At 40.8% G+C, this 19441-nt stretch carries 10 protein-coding genes, 2 tRNA genes and 4 pseudogenes; 3 read left to right on the top strand and 13 right to left on the bottom strand.

Going from position 1 to position 19441, the window contains the following annotated elements:
• Window positions 1-74: 74 nt before the first annotated feature.
• Together NSQ85_RS04855 and NSQ85_RS04850 are read right to left on the bottom strand one after the other, a co-directional pair.
• Window positions 75-631, bottom strand: a pseudogene (locus tag NSQ85_RS04855) (IS3 family transposase); the annotation flags it as partial.
• 121 nt (window positions 632-752) lie between these two features.
• Window positions 753-2523 (bottom strand): annotated as a pseudogene (locus tag NSQ85_RS04850) (ZmpA/ZmpB/ZmpC family metallo-endopeptidase); the annotation flags it as partial.
• Window positions 2524-2752: 229 nt separating this feature from the next.
• On the opposite strand from NSQ85_RS04850, the pseudogene NSQ85_RS04845 reads away from it, so the two are divergent.
• Window positions 2753-3004, top strand: a pseudogene (locus NSQ85_RS04845) (ATP-binding cassette domain-containing protein); the annotation flags it as partial.
• A 54-nt stretch (window positions 3005-3058) separates the two neighbouring features.
• Here the strand turns inward: NSQ85_RS04845 and NSQ85_RS04840 are convergent.
• A complete protein-coding gene (locus NSQ85_RS04840) occupies window positions 3059-4927 on the bottom strand; it encodes an ABC transporter ATP-binding protein (protein WP_340781283.1) in 1869 nt (622 codons plus the stop codon).
• Window positions 4917-6662, bottom strand: a complete 1746-nt coding sequence (locus tag NSQ85_RS04835) for an ABC transporter ATP-binding protein (RefSeq protein ID WP_179972070.1) — start codon at window positions 6660-6662, stop codon at window positions 4917-4919. The genes NSQ85_RS04840 and NSQ85_RS04835 overlap by 11 nt, the downstream gene beginning before the upstream one ends.
• 729 nt (window positions 6663-7391) lie before the next feature.
• Between NSQ85_RS04835 and gshAB the strand changes: the two genes are divergently transcribed.
• The gene (gene gshAB / locus NSQ85_RS04830) at window positions 7392-9656 is read left to right on the top strand and encodes a bifunctional glutamate--cysteine ligase GshA/glutathione synthetase GshB (RefSeq protein WP_179973866.1); all 2265 of its coding nucleotides are present in this window, start codon (window positions 7392-7394) and stop codon (window positions 9654-9656) included.
• Window positions 9657-9757: 101 nt separating this feature from the next.
• Window positions 9758-10839 (top strand): annotated as a pseudogene (locus NSQ85_RS04825) (ISL3 family transposase); the annotation flags it as partial.
• A gap of 124 nt (window positions 10840-10963) precedes the next feature.
• On the opposite strand, the gene NSQ85_RS04820 reads toward NSQ85_RS04825, so the two are convergent.
• The 9 genes from NSQ85_RS04820 to liaF form a co-directional block, all read right to left on the bottom strand.
• Window positions 10964-13372, bottom strand: a complete 2409-nt coding sequence (locus tag NSQ85_RS04820) for a DNA translocase FtsK (protein WP_179973867.1) — start codon at window positions 13370-13372, stop codon at window positions 10964-10966.
• A 152-nt stretch (window positions 13373-13524) separates the two neighbouring features.
• Window positions 13525-14523 (bottom strand): NAD(P)/FAD-dependent oxidoreductase, encoded by a 999-nt coding sequence (locus NSQ85_RS04815; RefSeq protein WP_179972073.1) that lies wholly within the window; start codon window positions 14521-14523, stop codon window positions 13525-13527.
• Between the two features lies 1 nt (window position 14524).
• Window positions 14525-15244, bottom strand: a complete 720-nt coding sequence (gene trmD / locus NSQ85_RS04810) for a tRNA (guanosine(37)-N1)-methyltransferase TrmD (RefSeq protein ID WP_179973868.1) — start codon at window positions 15242-15244, stop codon at window positions 14525-14527.
• Window positions 15234-15752, bottom strand: coding sequence for a ribosome maturation factor RimM (rimM, locus tag NSQ85_RS04805; protein ID WP_011226286.1), 519 nt, complete (start codon window positions 15750-15752; stop codon window positions 15234-15236). Before rimM ends, trmD begins: the two co-directional genes overlap by 11 nt.
• A 218-nt stretch (window positions 15753-15970) precedes the next feature.
• A tRNA-Glu gene (locus tag NSQ85_RS04800) sits at window positions 15971-16042 on the bottom strand.
• A 29-nt stretch (window positions 16043-16071) separates the two neighbouring features.
• A tRNA-Gln gene (locus tag NSQ85_RS04795) sits at window positions 16072-16143 on the bottom strand.
• Window positions 16144-16428: 285 nt separating this feature from the next.
• Window positions 16429-17073, bottom strand: a complete 645-nt coding sequence (locus NSQ85_RS04790) for a response regulator transcription factor (RefSeq protein WP_022496266.1) — start codon at window positions 17071-17073, stop codon at window positions 16429-16431.
• Window positions 17063-18073 carry a sensor histidine kinase gene (locus NSQ85_RS04785; protein ID WP_179973869.1) on the bottom strand — a complete coding sequence of 337 codons (1011 nt, stop codon included), beginning with the start codon at window positions 18071-18073 and terminating at the stop codon, window positions 17063-17065. The genes NSQ85_RS04790 and NSQ85_RS04785 overlap by 11 nt, the downstream gene beginning before the upstream one ends.
• Window positions 18070-18768, bottom strand: coding sequence for a cell wall-active antibiotics response protein LiaF (gene liaF, locus NSQ85_RS04780; protein WP_179972075.1), 699 nt, complete (start codon window positions 18766-18768; stop codon window positions 18070-18072). Before liaF ends, NSQ85_RS04785 begins: the two co-directional genes overlap by 4 nt.
• Window positions 18769-19441 lie beyond the last annotated feature (673 nt).

The raw sequence follows: 19441 nt of genomic DNA, 5'->3' as shown, positions 1-19441 counted from the left end.
AGCGTACGCAAAACCACCACCTTACTGTACTGACCCCAAAAAATTAGACAATCAATTTAAGTAAAGGATTTAGTTCAGTATTGCACAGGACTGAGTCCTTTTAGTTTTACCTTAATGCATTTGTTGTTGTAATAATTAATATAGTCTACAATAGCTTATTACAATTTCTCAAGTATCTATAACGTCTTCTCATAACCATAAAATATCTCAGACTTAAGAATTTCAAAGAAGGATTCCATCATGCCATTGTCTGGACGATTCCCCTTACTTGTCATGGACAGTTGGACTCCTTTCTCTTCTAAAAATCGATGATAATACTGATGTTGATATTGCCATCCCTGGTCACTATGGAGAAAGATTATAAGCAATAAGTTCACTATTGAAACCATTTAAAACGAGTAATAAATAGAGTTTTTGGCTGCTTGTTGGAATGGCACAAATCTGTATAGCGCTTTTCCATTGTTTTAGATGCTTCGAACTGGCGTTGAATGAGATTCTCTGCTTTCTTGCCAACCTATCCCTGATATGAAGAATACTTGCGTCTACGACGAATTAGAGCGGTTAGACCAAGAACTCTCATCAGACGTTAGACCTTCTTATGGTTAACTACGAAACCACGATTCCTTAATTCATATATTTGAATTTTATCTTCATAACTCAATTTCATAATAAAAGCACCCCAAAAGTTAGATCTTCTCTGTCTAACTTTTTGGGGTGCAATTCATTTTCGCCAAAGGGAATTCTTTCATCTATTATTTGAAAATAGAACTTGTGAAACTATCTGTCTCTTGTAGGAGTTTCTTATAGACAGCTTCTTTGAGTTTCGTCGTATGACTTGTTGACACAGATTTATTCCCCTTATTTTCTGTTTTAATAGTTGCAGCATCTTTTGCTACTGCAGCTTTAAACAAGGCTAATAAACCATCATAAGAGCTTATTGTTGTACCGTCAATTGCAACTGTCGTCAAACCATGTGATGATTTGTCTTTCACTTCTTTGAAATAGGCCTTCTTGAAGTCTTCTAGTAAGTTGAACTGACCATCAGAAATCTTGCTAATGATAAAGTCGTCTCCAAGGGTGTCCTTACTAGCCGCTTTTGCTTCTTGTTTATACTTGTTAGTTGCATAACCTAGGAAGCCTTTTTCATAGCCATAGTAACCCCAGAGTCTGAAGGTGTTATGCTTGAAGGACATAGCTCCTGGAGATCCCTCACTGGTATTACCACCATAAATAGCAGACATCATAGGGACATTGACATAGGCAGAAGAGAAATCATCTGGTTTATAGACACCATTCCCAGGACCACGATTGGTCATAAAGTTATTATCTACAAGGTCATCAACAGAAGTCAAGTTAATAGCCTTTTCACTATCACTTAGAGAACGAACCTGGTCGTATTGATTTTTACTGTTACCTCGTAACTGTTTATCTACCTTCTTGAACCATGCGTTATTGAGGTCCTGATTTCCTTGACTGAGGACTGCTTCCCCTTCAAGTGAGTCAAGAAGCATGAGGGTATCGTTGTAACCCTTCATGTAACGGTCGATGGCTTCACGTGAGTTCAACTTGTTTGGATTAGTGTTGTACCATTGATTACCGTCGTTTTCTCTTTCGAAGGCCATGTTCAGTCCTAAGGCACCGTATCCACCTTGATGCCCCTGAGTAGCTGGTGATTGAAGAAGACCTTGGGCATAAGCTTCAACGTCTGTTCCTTCACGACGATCATAATCTCCAAAGTAGGCAATATGGTCATTGAGGTGGGTAGTTTCATGCGTGAGGGCCGAAGCACCATACTCACTAATCATGTTAGACATGACGTAAGTAACCTTGGCACGATTATCATATGGATTTTCATAGATAGCAGCATAGGCACCAGCCATGGCTCCATTGTCTCCATAGTACACACCAACTGGACCATAGATTTCACGAATTGGCGCATAGACTTCCGTACTGTTCTTGAATTGGCCGTAACGCTCTGGCCAACCTGGCCAACCATGACCCTAGACATAGAAACCTTCCCAGACAGGATTGACAATATCTTTGAACAACCTGTTTTTAACTTTGTCTGTAGCCAATCTATGCCAGAAATCAAGGTAGTTTGATTTGACGTTGGGCAGCTAAATCAATCTCAGATTTCAATTTTTCAAGAGTCGTATTGTACTTGTTATCTGTTCCATAAGACATGGTGTAATAGGTTGAAATCAAGAACATCTCTGTCTTATCAAGATTCAATAATGGTAGAATCATTTTTCTGTGTAGACCACGTGTTAAGTTATCTTAAGCACGATACTTGTGCTCGCCAACACCTTCATTTTGAGACGCCTTTTCTACAACGTAGACCTTATCCTTAGTGGCATCGATAAACCAATCATTCATATTGTCGATAGTCGTAAAAAGTTTTCGATTGTAGTTGAGGAAGTCGTTTAAATCCCCAGATTTAGTATATTTCGCTAGAACTTCACCGAAAGAATCATATGTTCTTGAGCCACTGATATTATTTTCCTTAGAGCCAATTTCAATTAATATGATGTAATTTTAACAATATCTGTTATACTATCTTTAGTTAAGTTTCTTCACTTATGGAGATAGAAGGTTTCATATTTGAGAACAGAATAGAATCATTCGATACAGGCTAGATTAGTTTCTACTGAATATGCTTTTTTTGACCATAACAAAACACTCCTGTTTCTAGTTTACCAGAATTCAACAAGAGTGTTTTCTTGTGTCTCATTTTATAGGTGCAGTGCCTTCAATCGCTGGCCTATCTGGTGGCCAAAAAGGAAAACTACTCCTACTGCACATCGTCATAGAAAGCCCTCAACTCTTGATCTTAGATGAACCAACCAGAAATTTTTCACCCACCTCACAACCCCAAGTCCGACAGCTCTTCGAGAACTATCCAGGTGCACTTCTTACAGTATTACATGATGTCAACTACCTCAGACAAGTTTGTCAAAAAATATATCGCCTGGACGCACACGGTTTAGAAGAAGTTGAGATTTAAGAGATCAAATCTATCGTTTTTACAAGAGAAAACTCAAAAGAAACCTTTTACATATTAATCAATTTCAAGACCGCCAGTATAAAGTCGGTAGTAGATACCACCTTGTTTCATAAGGGTATCATGGTCACCACGTTCAATGATACGTCCATGATCCATAACCATGATAACGTCAGAGTTAACGATGGTTGAAAGACGGTGGGCGATAACGAAGACCGTACGTCCTTCCATAAGCCGGTCCATCCCCTCTTGTACCATTTTTTCAGTACGAGAGTCAATCGAAGATGTTGCTTCATCAAGGATGAGAACCGGTGCATTGGCAAGGGCAGCACGCGCAATGGCAATCAGCTGACGTTGTCCATTAGACAAGCCTGCCCCATCATCTGTAAGAACAGTATCGTAACCATTGTCCAAATGTTGCACAAAAGAATCCACGTTAGCAATACGAGCAGCTTCAAGAATTTCCTCGCGAGTCGCATCCGCACGGCCGTAGGCAATATTTTCAGCGATAGTCCTTGTGAAGAGATGCGTATCTTGAAGTACGATACCAAGTGATCGACGAAGAGAATCTTTTTTAATCAGTTTCACATCGATGCCATCATAAGTAATCACACCAGATTGGATGTCGTAGAAACGATTAATCAAGTTGGTAATTGTCGTCTTACCTGCACCTGTCGCACCGACAAAGGCAACCTTTTCCCCCTTGTCTGCATGGAGATTAATGTCATGAAGGATTTGTTTCTTACCATCGTAAGAGAAGTCAACATCTTGGAAGACTATATTTCCGACCAATTCGATCAATTTATAGTTGCCATTTGGACGGGGGTGTTTCCAAGCCCAAAGATTGGTATTCTTGTCTGTCATAACCATTTGACCATCTACCAATTCGTAGTTGACCAAAGTGACCTTACCTTGGTCAACTTCTTCTGCTTCATCCAAAAGGTCAAAGATACGGTCTGCACCAGCAAGCGCCATAAGAACAAAGTTAAGTTGTTGAGACACCTGAGTAATAGGACCATTGAAAGAACGATTCAATTGTAGGAAGGCCATGAGACCACCGATAGTCAAACTACCGACACCATTTAGAGCAAATACCCCACCAACCAAGGCAGTCAAAACAAAGGAAACATTTCCTAAGTTCCCAAGAATGGGCATGAGAACATTGGTATAGCGATTGGCCAAGTATGATGATTCGAAGAGCTGTTCATTAATCTTATCAAAGTCAGCCATACTTTCTTCTTCATGAACAAAAGCCTTGACTACCTTTTGACCAGACATCATTTCTTCGATAAAACCATTCTCAATCCCTAGATTCTTTTGTTGTTCACCGAAGTATCGACCAGATTTAGCTGATATATTTTTGATGACCATAAACATGATACCTACCATGATTAGAACCACGATAAAGAGGAGGGGACTGACCGTAAGCATGGTCACCGTCACACCAATAATGGTAATGGTCGTTTGTAGCAACTGTGGAATAGATTGTTCGACAGCCTGACGAAGAGCATCAATGTCGTTGGTATAGATCGACATGATATCCCCATGTTGGTGAGTGTCAAAATAGCGAACCGGAAGCTTTTGCATGTGAGCAAAGAGCTGATTACGAAGGGAACGTAGGGAATCTTGCGAAATCGTTGCCATGAGGAGAGAAGCCACATAGTTGGCAACCACACCGATAAGGCAGAAGACAGCCACTGAAGTCAAGAAACGTAACAGTGGCCCAAAGTCATGGCTACCAGATTTGAGCATGGGTTGAACGTAAACGTCAACCAAAGACTGAATTGAAGCCGTTAAATTGACCGTTGCCAAAGAAGACACAACAATGAGGACAAAGGAGATACTAAGTGAAAGCTTGTAGTCTTGCCACAAAAAGCGTAGCAGTCGTGCTAGTGAGCCCCAGCTGGCTTTTTTATTATTCTGCATCTGCTACCCCTTTTCCTTGTGTTTGCATCTTGTAAATGTCACGATAGATGGCATTATTAGCCAACAAGTCATCATGAGTACCAATAGCATCGATATAGCCATCATTCATAACAATGATACGGTCCGCATCTTGGATAGATGAAATCCGTTGACTGATGATGATTTTAGTCGTGTTCTTAAGACTTGAAGCAATACCTTGACGGATCAAACTATCTGTCTTGGTATCGACTGCCGATGTCGAATCATCCAGAATCAGGATTTTCGGATTCATGAGGAGGGCACGTGCGATACAAAGACGTTGACGTTGTCCCCCTGAGACATTGGCCCCACCACGTTCAATCTTAGTGTCATAGCCATCCTTAAACTCTTGAATAAATTCATCGGCTTGGGCAATCTTACAAGCTTCAATGATTTCTTCATCAGTCGCTTGTTTGTTGCCCCAACGCATATTTTCCTTAATGGTGCCTGAAAAAAGGATATTGGTTTGAAGAACCAATGCAACTTGCTTACGTAAGCTATCCAAATCGTAGTCCTTAACATTGTGGCCAGCAACCTTCACTTGACCAGCTTCCACATCGTAAAAACGAGGAATCAGCTGAACCAAACTAGATTTTCCTGAACCCGTTCCACCAAGGATTCCGACAACCTCACCAGACTTAATATCAAGCGTAATATCTTTGAGGACAGGGGTCTTGTCACCATTTTTATCCGTATATGAGAAGTCCACATGGTCAAAGCTGATTGAACCATCTGTAACTTCTGTCAAACCATTTTCAGGTGAAACGATGGTTGCTTCAGTGCTAAGAACTTCATCAATACGTTCTACAGAAGCCATAGAAATAGACAACATGACAAAAATCATCATGAACATCATGAGTGAGATAAGGATAGTCATGGTGTAACTGAACATGGAGGACAATTCACCTATAGATAGGTTGCCAACAACGATAAGGTGGGCCCCAAGCCAAAAAATCATAAGGAAAGAGGCATACATTGACAACATCATGGCTGGGTTAGACATGACAACCACACGAATAGCACGCATAAACATTTGATAAATGCGACGTGAAGCCTTTTTGAATTTGTCAGTCTCTTCCTGCTCCTTAACATAGGATTTCACCACACGAATATTGGTGATATTTTCCTTGATGCTGTTGTTGAGATTATCATAAGCCTCAAACACTTGAGTAAAGAGGGGGTGTGCGATTTTGGTAATAATGGCCAAAACCACACCAAGGAAGAGTGTTACGCCAACGAAAATCCAAGCCATCTGAGCATTAATAAGGAAACTAGCAGTAATGGCGAAAATCAGGTTGAGTGGTGCACGCACACAGATTCGGATAATCATTTGATAAGAGTTCTGAATGTTGGTAACATCAGTCATCATACGCGTTACCAGACCACCAGCTGAGAACTTATCAAGGTTTTCAAAAGAGAAAGTTTGAACCTTCTTGAAAATGGCCTGACGTAGATTCTTAGCAAACCCAGCAGAAGCAACGGCCGCATAGCGAGCCGACTGCATACCACAGAATAAGGATAGAAAGGCGCAAACCAACATAAGACCACCATAGAACCAAATGTTAGACATGTTGGATTGTTGGACACCTTTGTCCAAAAGATTAGCCATGACAAAGGGAATAGAAATCTCGAACATGACTTCTAGCGCCACAAAGAGGGACGCTAGAAGTGAGGGTTTCTTGTATTCCTTTATCTGGGCGATAAGAGTTTGAAACATAATTATCTCCGTTTTAGTTGTTTTTCTTTTATTTTTTGATATTATTCTTAAGTGGCTTCGGACGCTAGCAGCTTCCGTCGAAATCTCATAGCTAAGTTTTGATCCTCAGTCTCAAAACTTCCGTGTTATAGAAGTCTTTTGACTTCTATAACTACTACCACGGTGAAAAATATCGCCTACTCTGTGCAGAGCGTGTTTCATTCAGTGATAGATAAAGCGAGTTCTCCAAGTCATCACAGTGAAAGTATCGCTGGGCGAACAGGGTGACTTATGAGATTATTACTTTGTTCTCAAGAACAGGGTGACTTATGAGATTATTACTTTGTTCTCAACAAGACCTAGACTATTGGTTAACTACTGCCACTATGAAAAAAATGTCTGCTCTATTCAAAGGAAACATTTAAAATATCCAGCTAAATGCTCATATTTTATCTATAAAAGAACGGTTATACCCTTTTGAAGGCATACAAAAGTCCCTGAGGGCATTACCCTAGGGATTCTTTCGTTCTCATATATACTTCACTAGTATAGGCTAATTTGATTTAAATTGCAAGTAAAATTTTATGTAACTGAGAATTGTTCTAATTTCCGAATATTTTGATTGAAATCTGTTCATTTTTCACAAACTCATTCAAAATATTCGGAAATTCCTCTTAACCGTAGCAGAAATTTGTTTTCTGTTCCTATTTATAATAGACTATCACTAACATTAGATGAAAAGGTGATTCTATGACATTAAACCAACTGCTTCAAAAACTGGAAGCTACCAGCCCTATTCTCCAAGCTAATTTTGGAATCGAGCGCGAGAGTCTACGTGTCGATAGGCAAGGACAACTGGTGCATACACCTCACCCATCCTGTCTAGGAGCTCGTAGTTTCCACCCCTATATTCAGACTGATTTTTGCGAGTTTCAGATGGAACTCATCACACCAGTTGCCAAATCTACTACTGAGGCTCGCCGATTTCTGGGAGCTATTACTGATGTAGCTGGCCGCTCTATTGCTACAGACGAGGTTCTCTGGCCTTTGTCCATGCCACCTCGTCTAAAGGCAGAGGAGATTCAAGTTGCTCAACTGGAAAATGACTTCGAACGCCATTATCGTAACTATTTGGCTGAAAAATACGGAACTAAACTACAAGCTATCTCAGGTATCCACTATAATATGGAACTGGGTAAAGATTTAGTTGAGGCCTTGTTCCAAGAAAGTGATCAGACCGATATGATTGCCTTCAAAAACGCCCTCTATCTTAAGCTGGCTCAGAACTACTTGCGCTACCGTTGGGTGATTACCTATCTCTTTGGGGCCTCACCCATCGCCGAACAAGGTTTCTTTGACCAGGAAGTTCCAGAACCTGTGCGTTCCTTCCGTAACAGTGACCACGGCTATGTCAATAAGGAAGAGATTCAAGTATCCTTTGCAAGTCTAGAAGATTATGTCTCAGCCATTGAAACCTATATCGAACAAGGAGATTTGATTGCAGAGAAAGAATTTTACTCAGCTGTTCGTTTCCGTGGACAAAAGGTTAATTGTTCCTTCCTTGACAAGGGAATCACCTACCTAGAGTTCCGTAATTTCGACCTTAACCCTTTTGAGCGTATCGGTATTAGTCAGACTACTATGGACACTGTGCACTTACTCATTTTAGCCTTCCTTTGGCTTGATAGCCCTGAAAATGTCGACCAAGCTCTTGCACAAGGCCACGCGCTAAATGAGAAAATTGCCCTCTCTCATCCTCTAGAACCTCTACCTTCGGAGGCTAAAACTCAGGACATTGTAACTGCCCTAGACCAACTGGTGCAACACTTTGGACTTGGTGACTATCATCAAGATCTGGTTAAACAAGTTAAGGCAGCCTTTGCGGATCCAAATCAAACGCTCTCTGCCCAGCTCTTACCCTATATCAAAGACAAATCTCTAGCCGAATTTGCTTTAAACAAGGCTCTTGCCTATCATGATTACGACTGGACTGCCCACTATGCTCTCAAGGGCTATGAAGAGATGGAACTCTCCACCCAGATGTTGCTCTTTGATGCCATCCAAAAGGGGATTCACTTTGAAATATTGGATGAGCAAGATCAATTCCTAAAACTTTGGCACCAAGACCATGTTGAATACGTCAAAAACGGTAACATGACCTCAAAAGACAACTACGTGGTTCCCCTTGCTATGGCTAATAAGACCGTAACCAAGAAGATTCTAGCAGATGCTGGCTTTCCAGTTCCTTCAGGAGACGAATTTACCAGTCTTGAGGAAGGACTTGCCTACTACCCTCTTATCAAGGATAAGCAAATTGTTGTCAAACCCAAGTCAACTAACTTTGGTCTGGGAATTTCCATTTTCCAAGAACCTGCCAGTCTTGACAACTATCAAAAAGCCCTTGAAATTGCTTTCGCAGAAGATACCTCTGTCCTTGTTGAAGAATTTATTCCAGGAACCGAATACCGTTTCTTCATCTTGGATGGGCGTTGTGAGGCTGTGCTTCTGCGTGTCGCTGCCAATGTTATTGGTGATGGCAAACACACCATTCGTGAACTAGTCGCTCAGAAAAATGCTAATCCATTGCGTGGCCGTGATCACCGGTCACCTCTGGAAATCATTGAGCTAGGAGACATCGAACAACTAATGTTAGCTCAACAGGGTTATACACCTGATGATATTCTCCCAGAAGGAAAAAAGGTCAATCTGCGTCGTAATTCCAACATCTCTACAGGTGGTGACTCTATTGATGTCACTGAGACCATGGATTCCTCTTACCAAGAATTAGCCGCAGCCATGGCAACTAGCATGGGCGCCTGGGCTTGCGGGGTTGATCTGATAATTCCAGATGAAACTCAAATTGCCACCAAGGAAAATCCTCATTGCACCTGCATTGAGCTCAACTTTAACCCTTCGATGTATATGCACACCTACTGTGCTGAGGGTCCTGGCCAAGCTATCACTACTAAAATCCTAGATAAACTTTTTCCAGAAATAGTGGCTGGTCAAACTTAATAGCTGTAACTTTAGGAACCTAAAAGCACCTTTATTATGGCTCTATAATTTCTGTAGTGGGTAAAACCACTGTAGAGATTATAGAGCTTTTTGAATGTAGACAATATGACTTTCAAAAACCTTCTAAAAACCCTCTTCTCGAACAAGCGGGAATGCCGACACTACTACGTCTTAAAAAGCGTCGCTTCCAGTGTAAAAATTGTAGGAGAATCACGGTGGCTAAGACATCAATCGTTGAGAAAAATTGCCAAATCTCAAATCTAGTCCGTCAAAAGGTCTCACAACTCCTAACTGAGAAGATGTCACTAACGGATATTGCCAGAAGACTTCGTGTGTCGACATCCACTGTCTATCGTAAGCTTGATCAGTTTTCTTTCAAGGAACATTTTGATAAACTCCCAAGGGTTATGTCCTGGGATGAGTTTGGTTTCAAGAAAGGTGAACTCGCTTTTGTTGAAACCAAACTCATAACTATCCTTGATAATCACCGTCAAACTACTATACGAAACTACTTTTTGAAGTATCCATTGGAAATCCGACAACAGGTACAATTTATCACGATGGATATGTCTGGAGCTTATATTCCACTGGCTCGCAAACTCTTTCCTAACACCAAAATCGTTCCTGATCGATTTCACATTATCCAGCACCTTGAACGTGCCTTTTTAAAGACAAGAATTGCCATTATGAACCAGTTTAATAAGAATTCACTACCTTATTGAGATTTAAAAAATCACTGGCGACTTTTTCAAAAGGACAGTCGTAAGCTATCTCTCAACTCCTTCTATTCAAAGACCTTCAGACAAACTTTAGTACCACATGAAATCATTGAGAAGACATTGGTCTTTTCAGAAGAGATCGCTAATGCCTACAAACTTTATCAGCTTTTACTTTTTCACTATCAGGAAAAAAGAGTAGATGAGTTTTTTGAGCTCATTCAAGAAAACTTAAACGTCGTCAATCATTACTTTCAAACTGTCTTTAGGACTTTTCTTAGACACAAGAAATCCATCAAGAATGTGCTAGAAACAGACTATTCAAACGCAAAACTCGAAGCGACTAACAAGTTGATTAAAGACATCAAACGGTTGGGCTTTGGTTTTAGAAACTTCATCAACTTTAAGAAACGTGTCTTCATCACTCTGAACATACAAAAAGAGAAAACCTATCCGGTCCTCTCTAGATGTTAGCTTTTCGTAACCCACTACAGTTGACAAGGAGCCGAAAATTTGCGCCGAAACAGTTATCTCACATCCTTTTATTATATTTAAAACATGTGTAAATGGTGGGTAGTACTTTTCCCATCATCACTCTTGAGTCATCAAAACCTTACGTGGCTTAGTGCCTTCAGCAGGTCCAATCACTCTGGCTTCTTCTAGTTCTTCCATCAAGCGAGTAGCACGGTTAAATCCGACCGACAGACGACGCTGAAGCATGGAAGCGCTAGCTTTTTGTGTTTCCAATACCAATGCTTTCGCTTCTTCGAAGAGAGGATCTCCTTCCAAGCTACCACTATTAGTGGATGAACCACTACCAAAATCATTCTCTGAAACTTCACCAGGATCAAAGCTCTCGTCATAGTTAGCTGAAGCCTGCCCCTTAATAAAGGTCACAATACGTTCCACGTCATCATCTGAAATGAAGGACCCTTGCAAACGAACAGGATGATTCTCATCAATCGGTTTGAAAAGCATATCCCCGCGTCCAAGTAGTTTTTCTGCCCCATTTTCATCTAAAATGGTACGACTATCTGTTCCAGAAGACACAGCAAAGGCCACACGAGATGGCACATTGGCCTTAATCAAGCCAGAGATAACATCAACTGATGGACGTTGGGTTGCAAGAATCATGTGAATTCCAGCCGCGCGTGCCTTTTGTCCCAGACGGATGATGGCATCTTCCACTTCCTTACTGGCCACCATCATCAAGTCAGCCAACTCATCAACGATAATCACAATCAAAGGCAAGGGAATCTGTTTCTCTTGCGACTTGGCATTCCAGTCCTCAACCTTGGAATTATAGCCTGCGATGTTACGCACGCCAAACTTACTAAAAAGTTCGTAACGATTTTCCATCTCATCAACTACTTTTTGAAGAGCCTTGGCGGCCTTACGTGGATTGGTCACCACAGGAATAAGGAGATGAGGAATATCGTTGTAAACAGAAAGTTCAACCATCTTAGGATCGATCATGAGGAACTTAACCTGGTCTGGGCGAGCCTTCATCAGAATACTAGAGATGATTCCATTAACCGCAACAGATTTACCAGAACCAGTTGATCCAGCCACTAACAAGTGAGGCATACGACCTAGGTCAAAGCTACGAGCCGAACCATCAACCGCCTTACCAAGAGGAACTTCCAAGAGCTTATTAGGATCCGTCTTAGACTGTTCCCAAAGTTCACGGAAAGAAACTGTTGCTATCTCGGAATTAGGCACTTCGATACCAACCAAAGATTTTCCAGGTATAGGTGCCTCAATACGGACATCTTTTGCAGCAAGAGCCAGAGCCAAGTCATCTGCTAAATTAGAGATACGATTGACTCGGACCCCAACAGCAGGCTTGACCTCATACTTGGTTACAGACGGTCCAATCTCAGCCCGCTCAATCTTGACATCAATGTTGAAACTTTTGAAAGTATCTTCTAAGATTCGAATATTCTTACGAACAATGTTTTTCTCTTTAGACTGACTCTTTGGTTTATCAGGTGCAAAGAGATCTATATCAGGAAGTTTATACTGTAGGAGTTCCTTCGGTGTAAAATCAACCTCAACAGGAGCATCATCTCCCTCAACCACCATAGATGGTGGGAATTCTTCGGTTGGCAATTCCTCCGGATAGGGAATATAACTATCTTGGAAATCCTCACGATCCCCTGGAGGCGGATTATCATAATAATCCTCAGAGGCATAATCACTGATTTCAGGTTCAAAAATCTCGGCTTCTTGTGGTAACTCTTCTGCAGCATCGTCCAAGATTTCACCCGTCTCCTCGTCGACAATCAAATCGGCCAGACGCTCTTTCTCGGCACGTTCTTGCGCTTCACGCTCTTTCTGAGCCTGACGTTTCGCCTTCTTCTCCAGACGTTTGGCCGTTCGTTCCAAATGCTTCTCGGCACCTCTCTGCCAGATGCCTTTTGCATAATCCATGATATCTAAAACATCCCAAGGACTAAAAATGAAAGCACCCAATAGAATAATTAAGCCCCCAATCAAGAAGCTACCAATATTTGAAAAGAGGAAGGAAATAGGCTTGTACAAGAGTGCACCCAACATACCACCACCCGCAAAACGAGCCACCTGAACACTCACCAAATCCCCAAAAAGCAAATCCTTAGTCCCCGGAAAAATATCCAGCCCATCCATGCGTTCTAGACTAAAGAGAAAGGCATGAAACTCGAGTAGAAGACCTGCAAAGACCATCCAAAATCCAGTCACGTAGTTACTATGTTTCCGTAACCATTTAAAACCAAAGAGATAGATATAGATGGCAAAAATCAAGGGATAAGCCATACTCCCCACGAACACTCGAAAGAGATTATATAGCGTAATCCCAAAGAAACCTAATCGAAAAACTGGGAAAATTAAGACAAAGGCAAAAAAGAAGGTCCATAGCATTCGCTTAATCGCCTTCTGTCTGTCTAATTCTGCTTTTGTGAGACGCTTCTTACCACTCTTAGAAGCCGCCCCTTTTTTCATTTTTTTCGTTGTAGCCATAAATGTATTATACCATGTTTTTAGACACGAAAAAAGAGAGACGAGTCTCTCTTAAGATTGAAGACAAGGTCATCTTTTGAGACTTTCCTAAGGTAATAGTAGAAAATCTCCTTGTTCGCCCACTTCGAGTGACTTATCTCTTCTTTTTTTAATTATTCTTCAATTAATGATGTTGAGTGAACCGGACGATTCTTACCGTCTGGTTCAATATATTGAATAGCTTGGTTGATAGCAATAGGAGCTTCACCCATGCCAACCGCAATCAAATCAATCTTACCATCATATTCTGCCGCACCACCAATAGCATAGACACCTTCTTGTGAAGTTTCAAACTGAGCATTAACAGTAATACTAGAACGTTTGTAGTCGACATTCCAGTTACGAAGGTTCTTATTATTAGTAGAGAAACCAAAGCTAACAATGAGGGCATCGATTGGCAATTCTACAACTTCATCCGACTTCACTCTCTGAACAGTCAAGCTTTGAGCATGACCATTTTCACCCTTAATTTTGAGGGGGACATAAGGTGTCATCACATTAACTGATGATTGATAAAGAAGCTCCACACTATGCTCATGGGCACGAAAGGCATCACGACGGTGAATCAAGGTCACACTCTCAGCAATACCATCCAAGTGATTGGCCCAGTCAACAGCTGAATCACCGCCACCAGCAATCACAACCTTCTTGCCAGCAAATTGGTCCAGACTATGCACATTATATAACAAGTTATTGTTCGCAAAATCTTCTTCATTGTCCACACCTAAAGGACGTGGAGCAAAAGCACCATTTCCACAAGCAATGACGATAGCCTTGGACAAGTGTTGACCCTTGCTAGTAGCGATTGTGAAGATACCATCTGTTTTTTCAAAAGTTTGAACTTCCTCTTTTAAGTGAATGCTGACACGATCTTCAAAACGCTTAAGCTGGATCAAGAGATTTTTTGTCAATTCGGCACCTGTCGTCTGAGGAAAGGCTGGGATATCATAGATTTTCTTTTCTGGGTAGAGAATGGCAGGCTGACCACCAAGCTCTGACAAACTCTCGATAATATTTACAGTCATACCACGTAGGCCGGCATAAAAGGCGGCCCAAAGGCCGACTGGTCCACCACCGATAATAGTAATATCGTATATCTTTTCTTCTGACATTTTATTTTCCTTCTGATTTTATCTCTTCTAAAATCTGACGTTCTTCGTCTGTAAAGTCATAGTTTTCCAAGAGGTCAGGTCTACGCTTCAAAGTCTTTCGCAAGCTCTGCTCCATACGCCAACGTCGAATATTAACATGATGACCCGACAAGAGTACGTCCGGCACCTTCATGCCACGAAATTCAGCTGGGCGAGTATACTGTGGGAACTCCAAAAGACCTGATGAGAAACTATCATCCTTGTGACTCGCTTCCTTTCCTAAAACCTCAGGAATCAAGCGGACAGTGGCATCTACAATAGTCATAGCGACTAGCTCTCCACCAGTCAAGACAAAGTCTCCTAGTGATATTTCGTCAGTTACTAAAGTTTTGATACGCTCATCATAGCCCTCATAATGGCCACAGATAAAAACTAATTCCTCTTCTTGCGCCAATTCCTCAGCATAGGTCTGATTGAAGGTACGACCTGCAGGATCTAGGAGAATAACGCGAGGCTTAGTCACATTTAATTTATCAAAGGTATCAAAAATTGGCTGAGCACGTAACAACATGCCTTGTCCACCACCATAGGGTTCATCATCTACATGACGTGCCTTCTCCGCATTGTCACGGAAATTGTGATAGTTGATTTCTAGGATGCCCTTGTCCTTTGCCTTACCAACAATGGAGTGTTCCAAAGGAGCAAACATATCTGGAAATAGAGTCAAGATATCAATCTTCATCGTCTAATCCTTCCATGAGCTCAACCTCAATACGACCCGCTGCAACGTCAACATCAAGAACCACTGGTGGAATATATGGCAAGAGCAGGTCTTTTTTCCCTTTACGTTTCACTACCCAAACATCATTAGCACCCGGTTGGAGAATCTCTTTAACCTGACCGATTAGCGTATTACCCTCATAGACATCAAGACCAATGATTTCATGATAGTAAAATTCACCATCATCAAGATCTGTTAGATTTTCCTCAGCAATCTTTAGGCTACAGCCCTTATACTTTTCTACATCATTGATATGGTAAAGACCTTTAAACTTAACGATATCAAAGTTCTTATGCTTACGGTGACTCGCAACCTCAACATCCATGATGTAATTATCTTTGTCATCAAAAAGAGCTAGTACACTCTTCTTCTTAAAACGTTCGTCCGCAAAATCTGTTACAGACAAAACACGAAGTTCACCCTGCAATCCCTGTGTATTTACAATCTTTCCAACGTTATAATATGTCATTTAACTTCCTTATTATTATTTCTTATTAAAATCGAACTATGAGTCAACGAATTATCAAGTAGCCCATGATGGCTATCTCAAAACGTGCATTTTAAACCAGGTTAGATTCTTATTATTCTTCATTTCAAAGCGATATAAAATGTCTGGCTTAGACCATTCAACCCCTCTATTTTATCAAAAAGGACACAAAAAAACCAGCTTTCTCCAGCTGGTGCTTATAGTCCGTACGGGATTCGAACCCGTGTTACCGCCGTGAAAAGGCGGTGTCTTAACCCCTTGACCAACGGACCATAATCTGTATCTCTACCCTCAGATAGAACTGGGGTAGCTGGATTCGAACCAACGCATGAGGGAGTCAAAGTCCCTTGCCTTACCGCTTGGCTATACCCCAAAATACTCTTATTATTTTACAGAAAAATCAGGAGTCTGTCAATACCTTTCTTAACTTTTTTCAAAAAAACAATCGGCATAACCGATTGCTAGGAGTTAGGAGATTTCATCATATAAGTGACCTTAGATGATGATTCGAGGTTTAAGCAACCTCATATGAAAAAAGAAAAGTTTTAGGACAGATTAATTATATATGTTGCTAGAAATAAAGTCAAACACGTTGACTCTTAAAATAAGAGATAATTTGCACAGCCATAATTAACCTTTTCCAACTCCTAAAATAGATTTATTCATCATCCTGTGAAACCAGATGATGTCTAAAGGCATAAACTACAGCCTGAGTACGGTCATCAACATTTAATTTCCCAAGGATATTAGACACATGAGTCTTGACGGTTTTTAAAGAAATAAAAAGTTCGTTAGCAATGGTTTGATTGTCATAGCCTTTAGCTAGGAGGGCTAAGATATCACGTTCGCGCGCAGTCAAGTCATCATGTAAGTCCGGGTGACTATCGTGGTATTTAATCTTATTGTCTACCTCAGTTTCGATAGCTTCCTCTCCACGGTAAACCTTACGGATACTATTTAGAATCTCTGCTGCACTGCTCGTTTTAAGCATATAGCCTTTGGCGCCAGCTTCAATGACTGGATAAATTTTTTCATTGTCCAAATAGCTGGTCAAAACTAGAATCTTAGCTTCGGGCCATTCTTTGAGCAATTCCAAAGTCGCCTGAACACCATCTAGCTCAGGCATAACAAGGTCCATAACAACGACATCTGGTCGTAGCTCCAGGGCAAGATCGACACCCTCACGGCCGTTTCCTGCCTCTCCAACCACTTCTATATCTCCTTGGAGATTCAAGAAACTCTTAAGTCCTAAACGAACCATTTCATGGTCATCTACCAAAATCACATTAATCTTATTCGACATTGTCTTCTCCTCTTAATATTGGCACACGAACATCAATAGACGTCCCTTTACCTTTAGCTGATAGGAACTGCACAGTCCCCGCCATTTCATCAACACGCTCTTGGATATTTTTTAGCCCATAACTCATCTCGTCAGTCGAGGCATTCAAATCAAAACCAACACCATTATCTAGCATTTTTAACTGAATTTCCTGACTATTTTGATAGAGGTAGACCTCTATTTGGCTGGCCTTGGCGTGCTTAAGGGTATTAGAGATAAACTCTTGGGCAATCCTAAAGAGATTATCTTCAATACGCTTAGGCACTTTCTTAACCATATCCTTGTAGACAACACGAATATTGGATTTATCAGTTAATTCTTTAAGAATCATCTGCAAGCCTTCCTGCAAAGTCTTGTTCTCAAGTTCTGTCGGACGAAGGTGCAAAAGCAAGACACGCATATCATTTTGAGCATCAGTCAGCAAGGCCTCGACTGCCTGAATCTGATGATGTAAGTCTTCCTTACTTAGCTGGTCCACCATCTGAGAAACACCAGATAGAATCATACTAGCCGCAAAAAGCTCCTGGCTAACGGTATCGTGAAGATCTCGAGCAATGCGATCTCGCTCTTTCTTAATAATATCACGACTTTTCAAAGCCTGAGCATTTTCCGTTTTTTGCAGATCCTTGGTCAATTTACGCATTTTATGAGATAGACGCATCATATTCTTGTCCAACTCACTATCTCCCTGACGTTTGACAGGTTGGTTATTGATAATACGATGCAAGTCTTGATTGACCGAACGCATACTATTATCATTTGCAATGGCCCAAAGAATATACAGCAAAATGAGCAAACTCAGAACCACAAAAAACATGTTAAAAAGGAAGTGAAATACCTGAGAGATACTACCGAAAACCAATGAAAAGTTGAGGTTAAAGCTATCCATAACCACAAGGGTAACCCCAATTAAAACAACAACTGAATAAGTTAGGATTAAAAATAGGTACTGTTTCTTCATTTACGACGTACCTCCACTGGTCCAGCTCCCACATTGAGAATCAATTTAAGCGTTCGATGGGCATGCTCATACTCTGCCCCCTGCAAGGTCAAGCTTTCGTAACGGAGGTCGTATTCATCTTCATCAAAGAAGGTCACAGAGCTATAGATAGCTGATATATTCAACTTAACGGAAATATCAATTGGTACCAAGATTGTCGTTGGTCCATAAAGTTTCTGTAAAATGACGACATTTTCTCGACCTGAAACGATAACCTGGGTCAAATCAATCACATCTGTCCCAAAGAAACGGATAATATTAATATCATCAAAGTCATAGCGATCACTGACAGGTTCCATACGAGTTCCAATCCACTGATTTCGCACAGCCTGTAGATTCAAGTCATCTTCCTTAAATTGAATGAGAGCATAGCGATTCTTTTTCTTGACCTGTGAAAAATGGTTAATCATGACATAGGCCACACCCACTAAGATAGCAAGAACCACATAGATATTCCACATGGAAACCAAAAAAAGTGAAATCAAGCAGATTGTCAAGACAAAGTCGCTCTTGGACTCCTTGTTAAAAAAGCGAACGGCCAACAAGGTCAAAACCAGTATGAAAATAAAACGGATAATATCATTATTAAAGATGGTGATTAAGCCTAGAGTTAAAAGAAGAGCCTCCACCACTAAGAAAAAATTAAATTTGGTCATAAGGACCTCTCAAATAAAAGTATACAGTGTTCATTCTATCAAATTTTGGACTAATTGACAAAGAGGACTAGTTCGAGAGATTACTGGCTATACGAGATAGCGACAAAAAAGTACCCCCATCATAGGAAGCACAATCTTTAATCTACAGAAAACCTAGTTGTCGTTCTTATTCATTTTCCTACTCATAGCAAGCACCGTACTTCTGATTTCCTCAAGAATGACACGTTGTTCAGCCAACTCCTTCTCAAGCTCAGCTATTTTTCGTTCAGTTTAGCGACCTGAACGCACAAAAATATTATTAAGAGAGCTGTCAACAACCCCAGAGTAGCAATTCCACTAAACATGAGCACAATAGCAACTGCCTTACCTACGAGGTTTTTAGGGACAATGTCCCATAACCTACTGTGGTAACTGTTGCCACAGATCACCAAATATCATCTATAAAATTATGATGCTCCACACGGGCGATAATACTGCTACTGATAAGGATGATAATACTATTAGCCGAAAACAAAAAGTGAAAACCATTTCTACGATTAATACGATTTGAATTATGCTTAAACTTACTACTTAGACCAATTCAACGTGAGATTTTCTCCAAACGATCAAAGCGTTCCAGCCTTGAAAAACAAAGGAAGGTGAATATTTCATTTTAAGGAATGATGGTCAACAA

Source organism: Streptococcus sp. FSL L8-0526 (assembly GCF_038007145.1).
GTDB classification, from domain to species: domain Bacteria; phylum Bacillota; class Bacilli; order Lactobacillales; family Streptococcaceae; genus Streptococcus; species Streptococcus thermophilus.
The sequence above is the reverse complement of the archived record's forward strand: the minus strand, read 5'-3'. Positions and strand labels throughout refer to the sequence as shown.

What these genes read in the sequence shown, in the direction of transcription:
- NSQ85_RS04840 (WP_340781283.1), bottom strand. Translation starts at nt 4,927, where the DNA reads ATGCAGAATAATAAAAAAGCCAGCTGGGGCTCACTAGCACGACTGCTA.
- NSQ85_RS04835 (WP_179972070.1), bottom strand. Translation starts at nt 6,662, where the DNA reads ATGTTTCAAACTCTTATCGCCCAGATAAAGGAATACAAGAAACCCTCA.
- gshAB (WP_179973866.1), top strand. Translation starts at nt 7,392, where the DNA reads ATGACATTAAACCAACTGCTTCAAAAACTGGAAGCTACCAGCCCTATT.
- NSQ85_RS04820 (WP_179973867.1), bottom strand. Translation starts at nt 13,372, where the DNA reads ATGGCTACAACGAAAAAAATGAAAAAAGGGGCGGCTTCTAAGAGTGGT.
- NSQ85_RS04815 (WP_179972073.1), bottom strand. Translation starts at nt 14,523, where the DNA reads ATGTCAGAAGAAAAGATATACGATATTACTATTATCGGTGGTGGACCA.
- trmD (WP_179973868.1), bottom strand. Translation starts at nt 15,244, where the DNA reads ATGAAGATTGATATCTTGACTCTATTTCCAGATATGTTTGCTCCTTTG.
- rimM (WP_011226286.1), bottom strand. Translation starts at nt 15,752, where the DNA reads ATGACATATTATAACGTTGGAAAGATTGTAAATACACAGGGATTGCAG.
- NSQ85_RS04790 (WP_022496266.1), bottom strand. Translation starts at nt 17,073, where the DNA reads ATGTCGAATAAGATTAATGTGATTTTGGTAGATGACCATGAAATGGTT.
- NSQ85_RS04785 (WP_179973869.1), bottom strand. Translation starts at nt 18,073, where the DNA reads ATGAAGAAACAGTACCTATTTTTAATCCTAACTTATTCAGTTGTTGTT.
- liaF (WP_179972075.1), bottom strand. Translation starts at nt 18,768, where the DNA reads ATGACCAAATTTAATTTTTTCTTAGTGGTGGAGGCTCTTCTTTTAACT.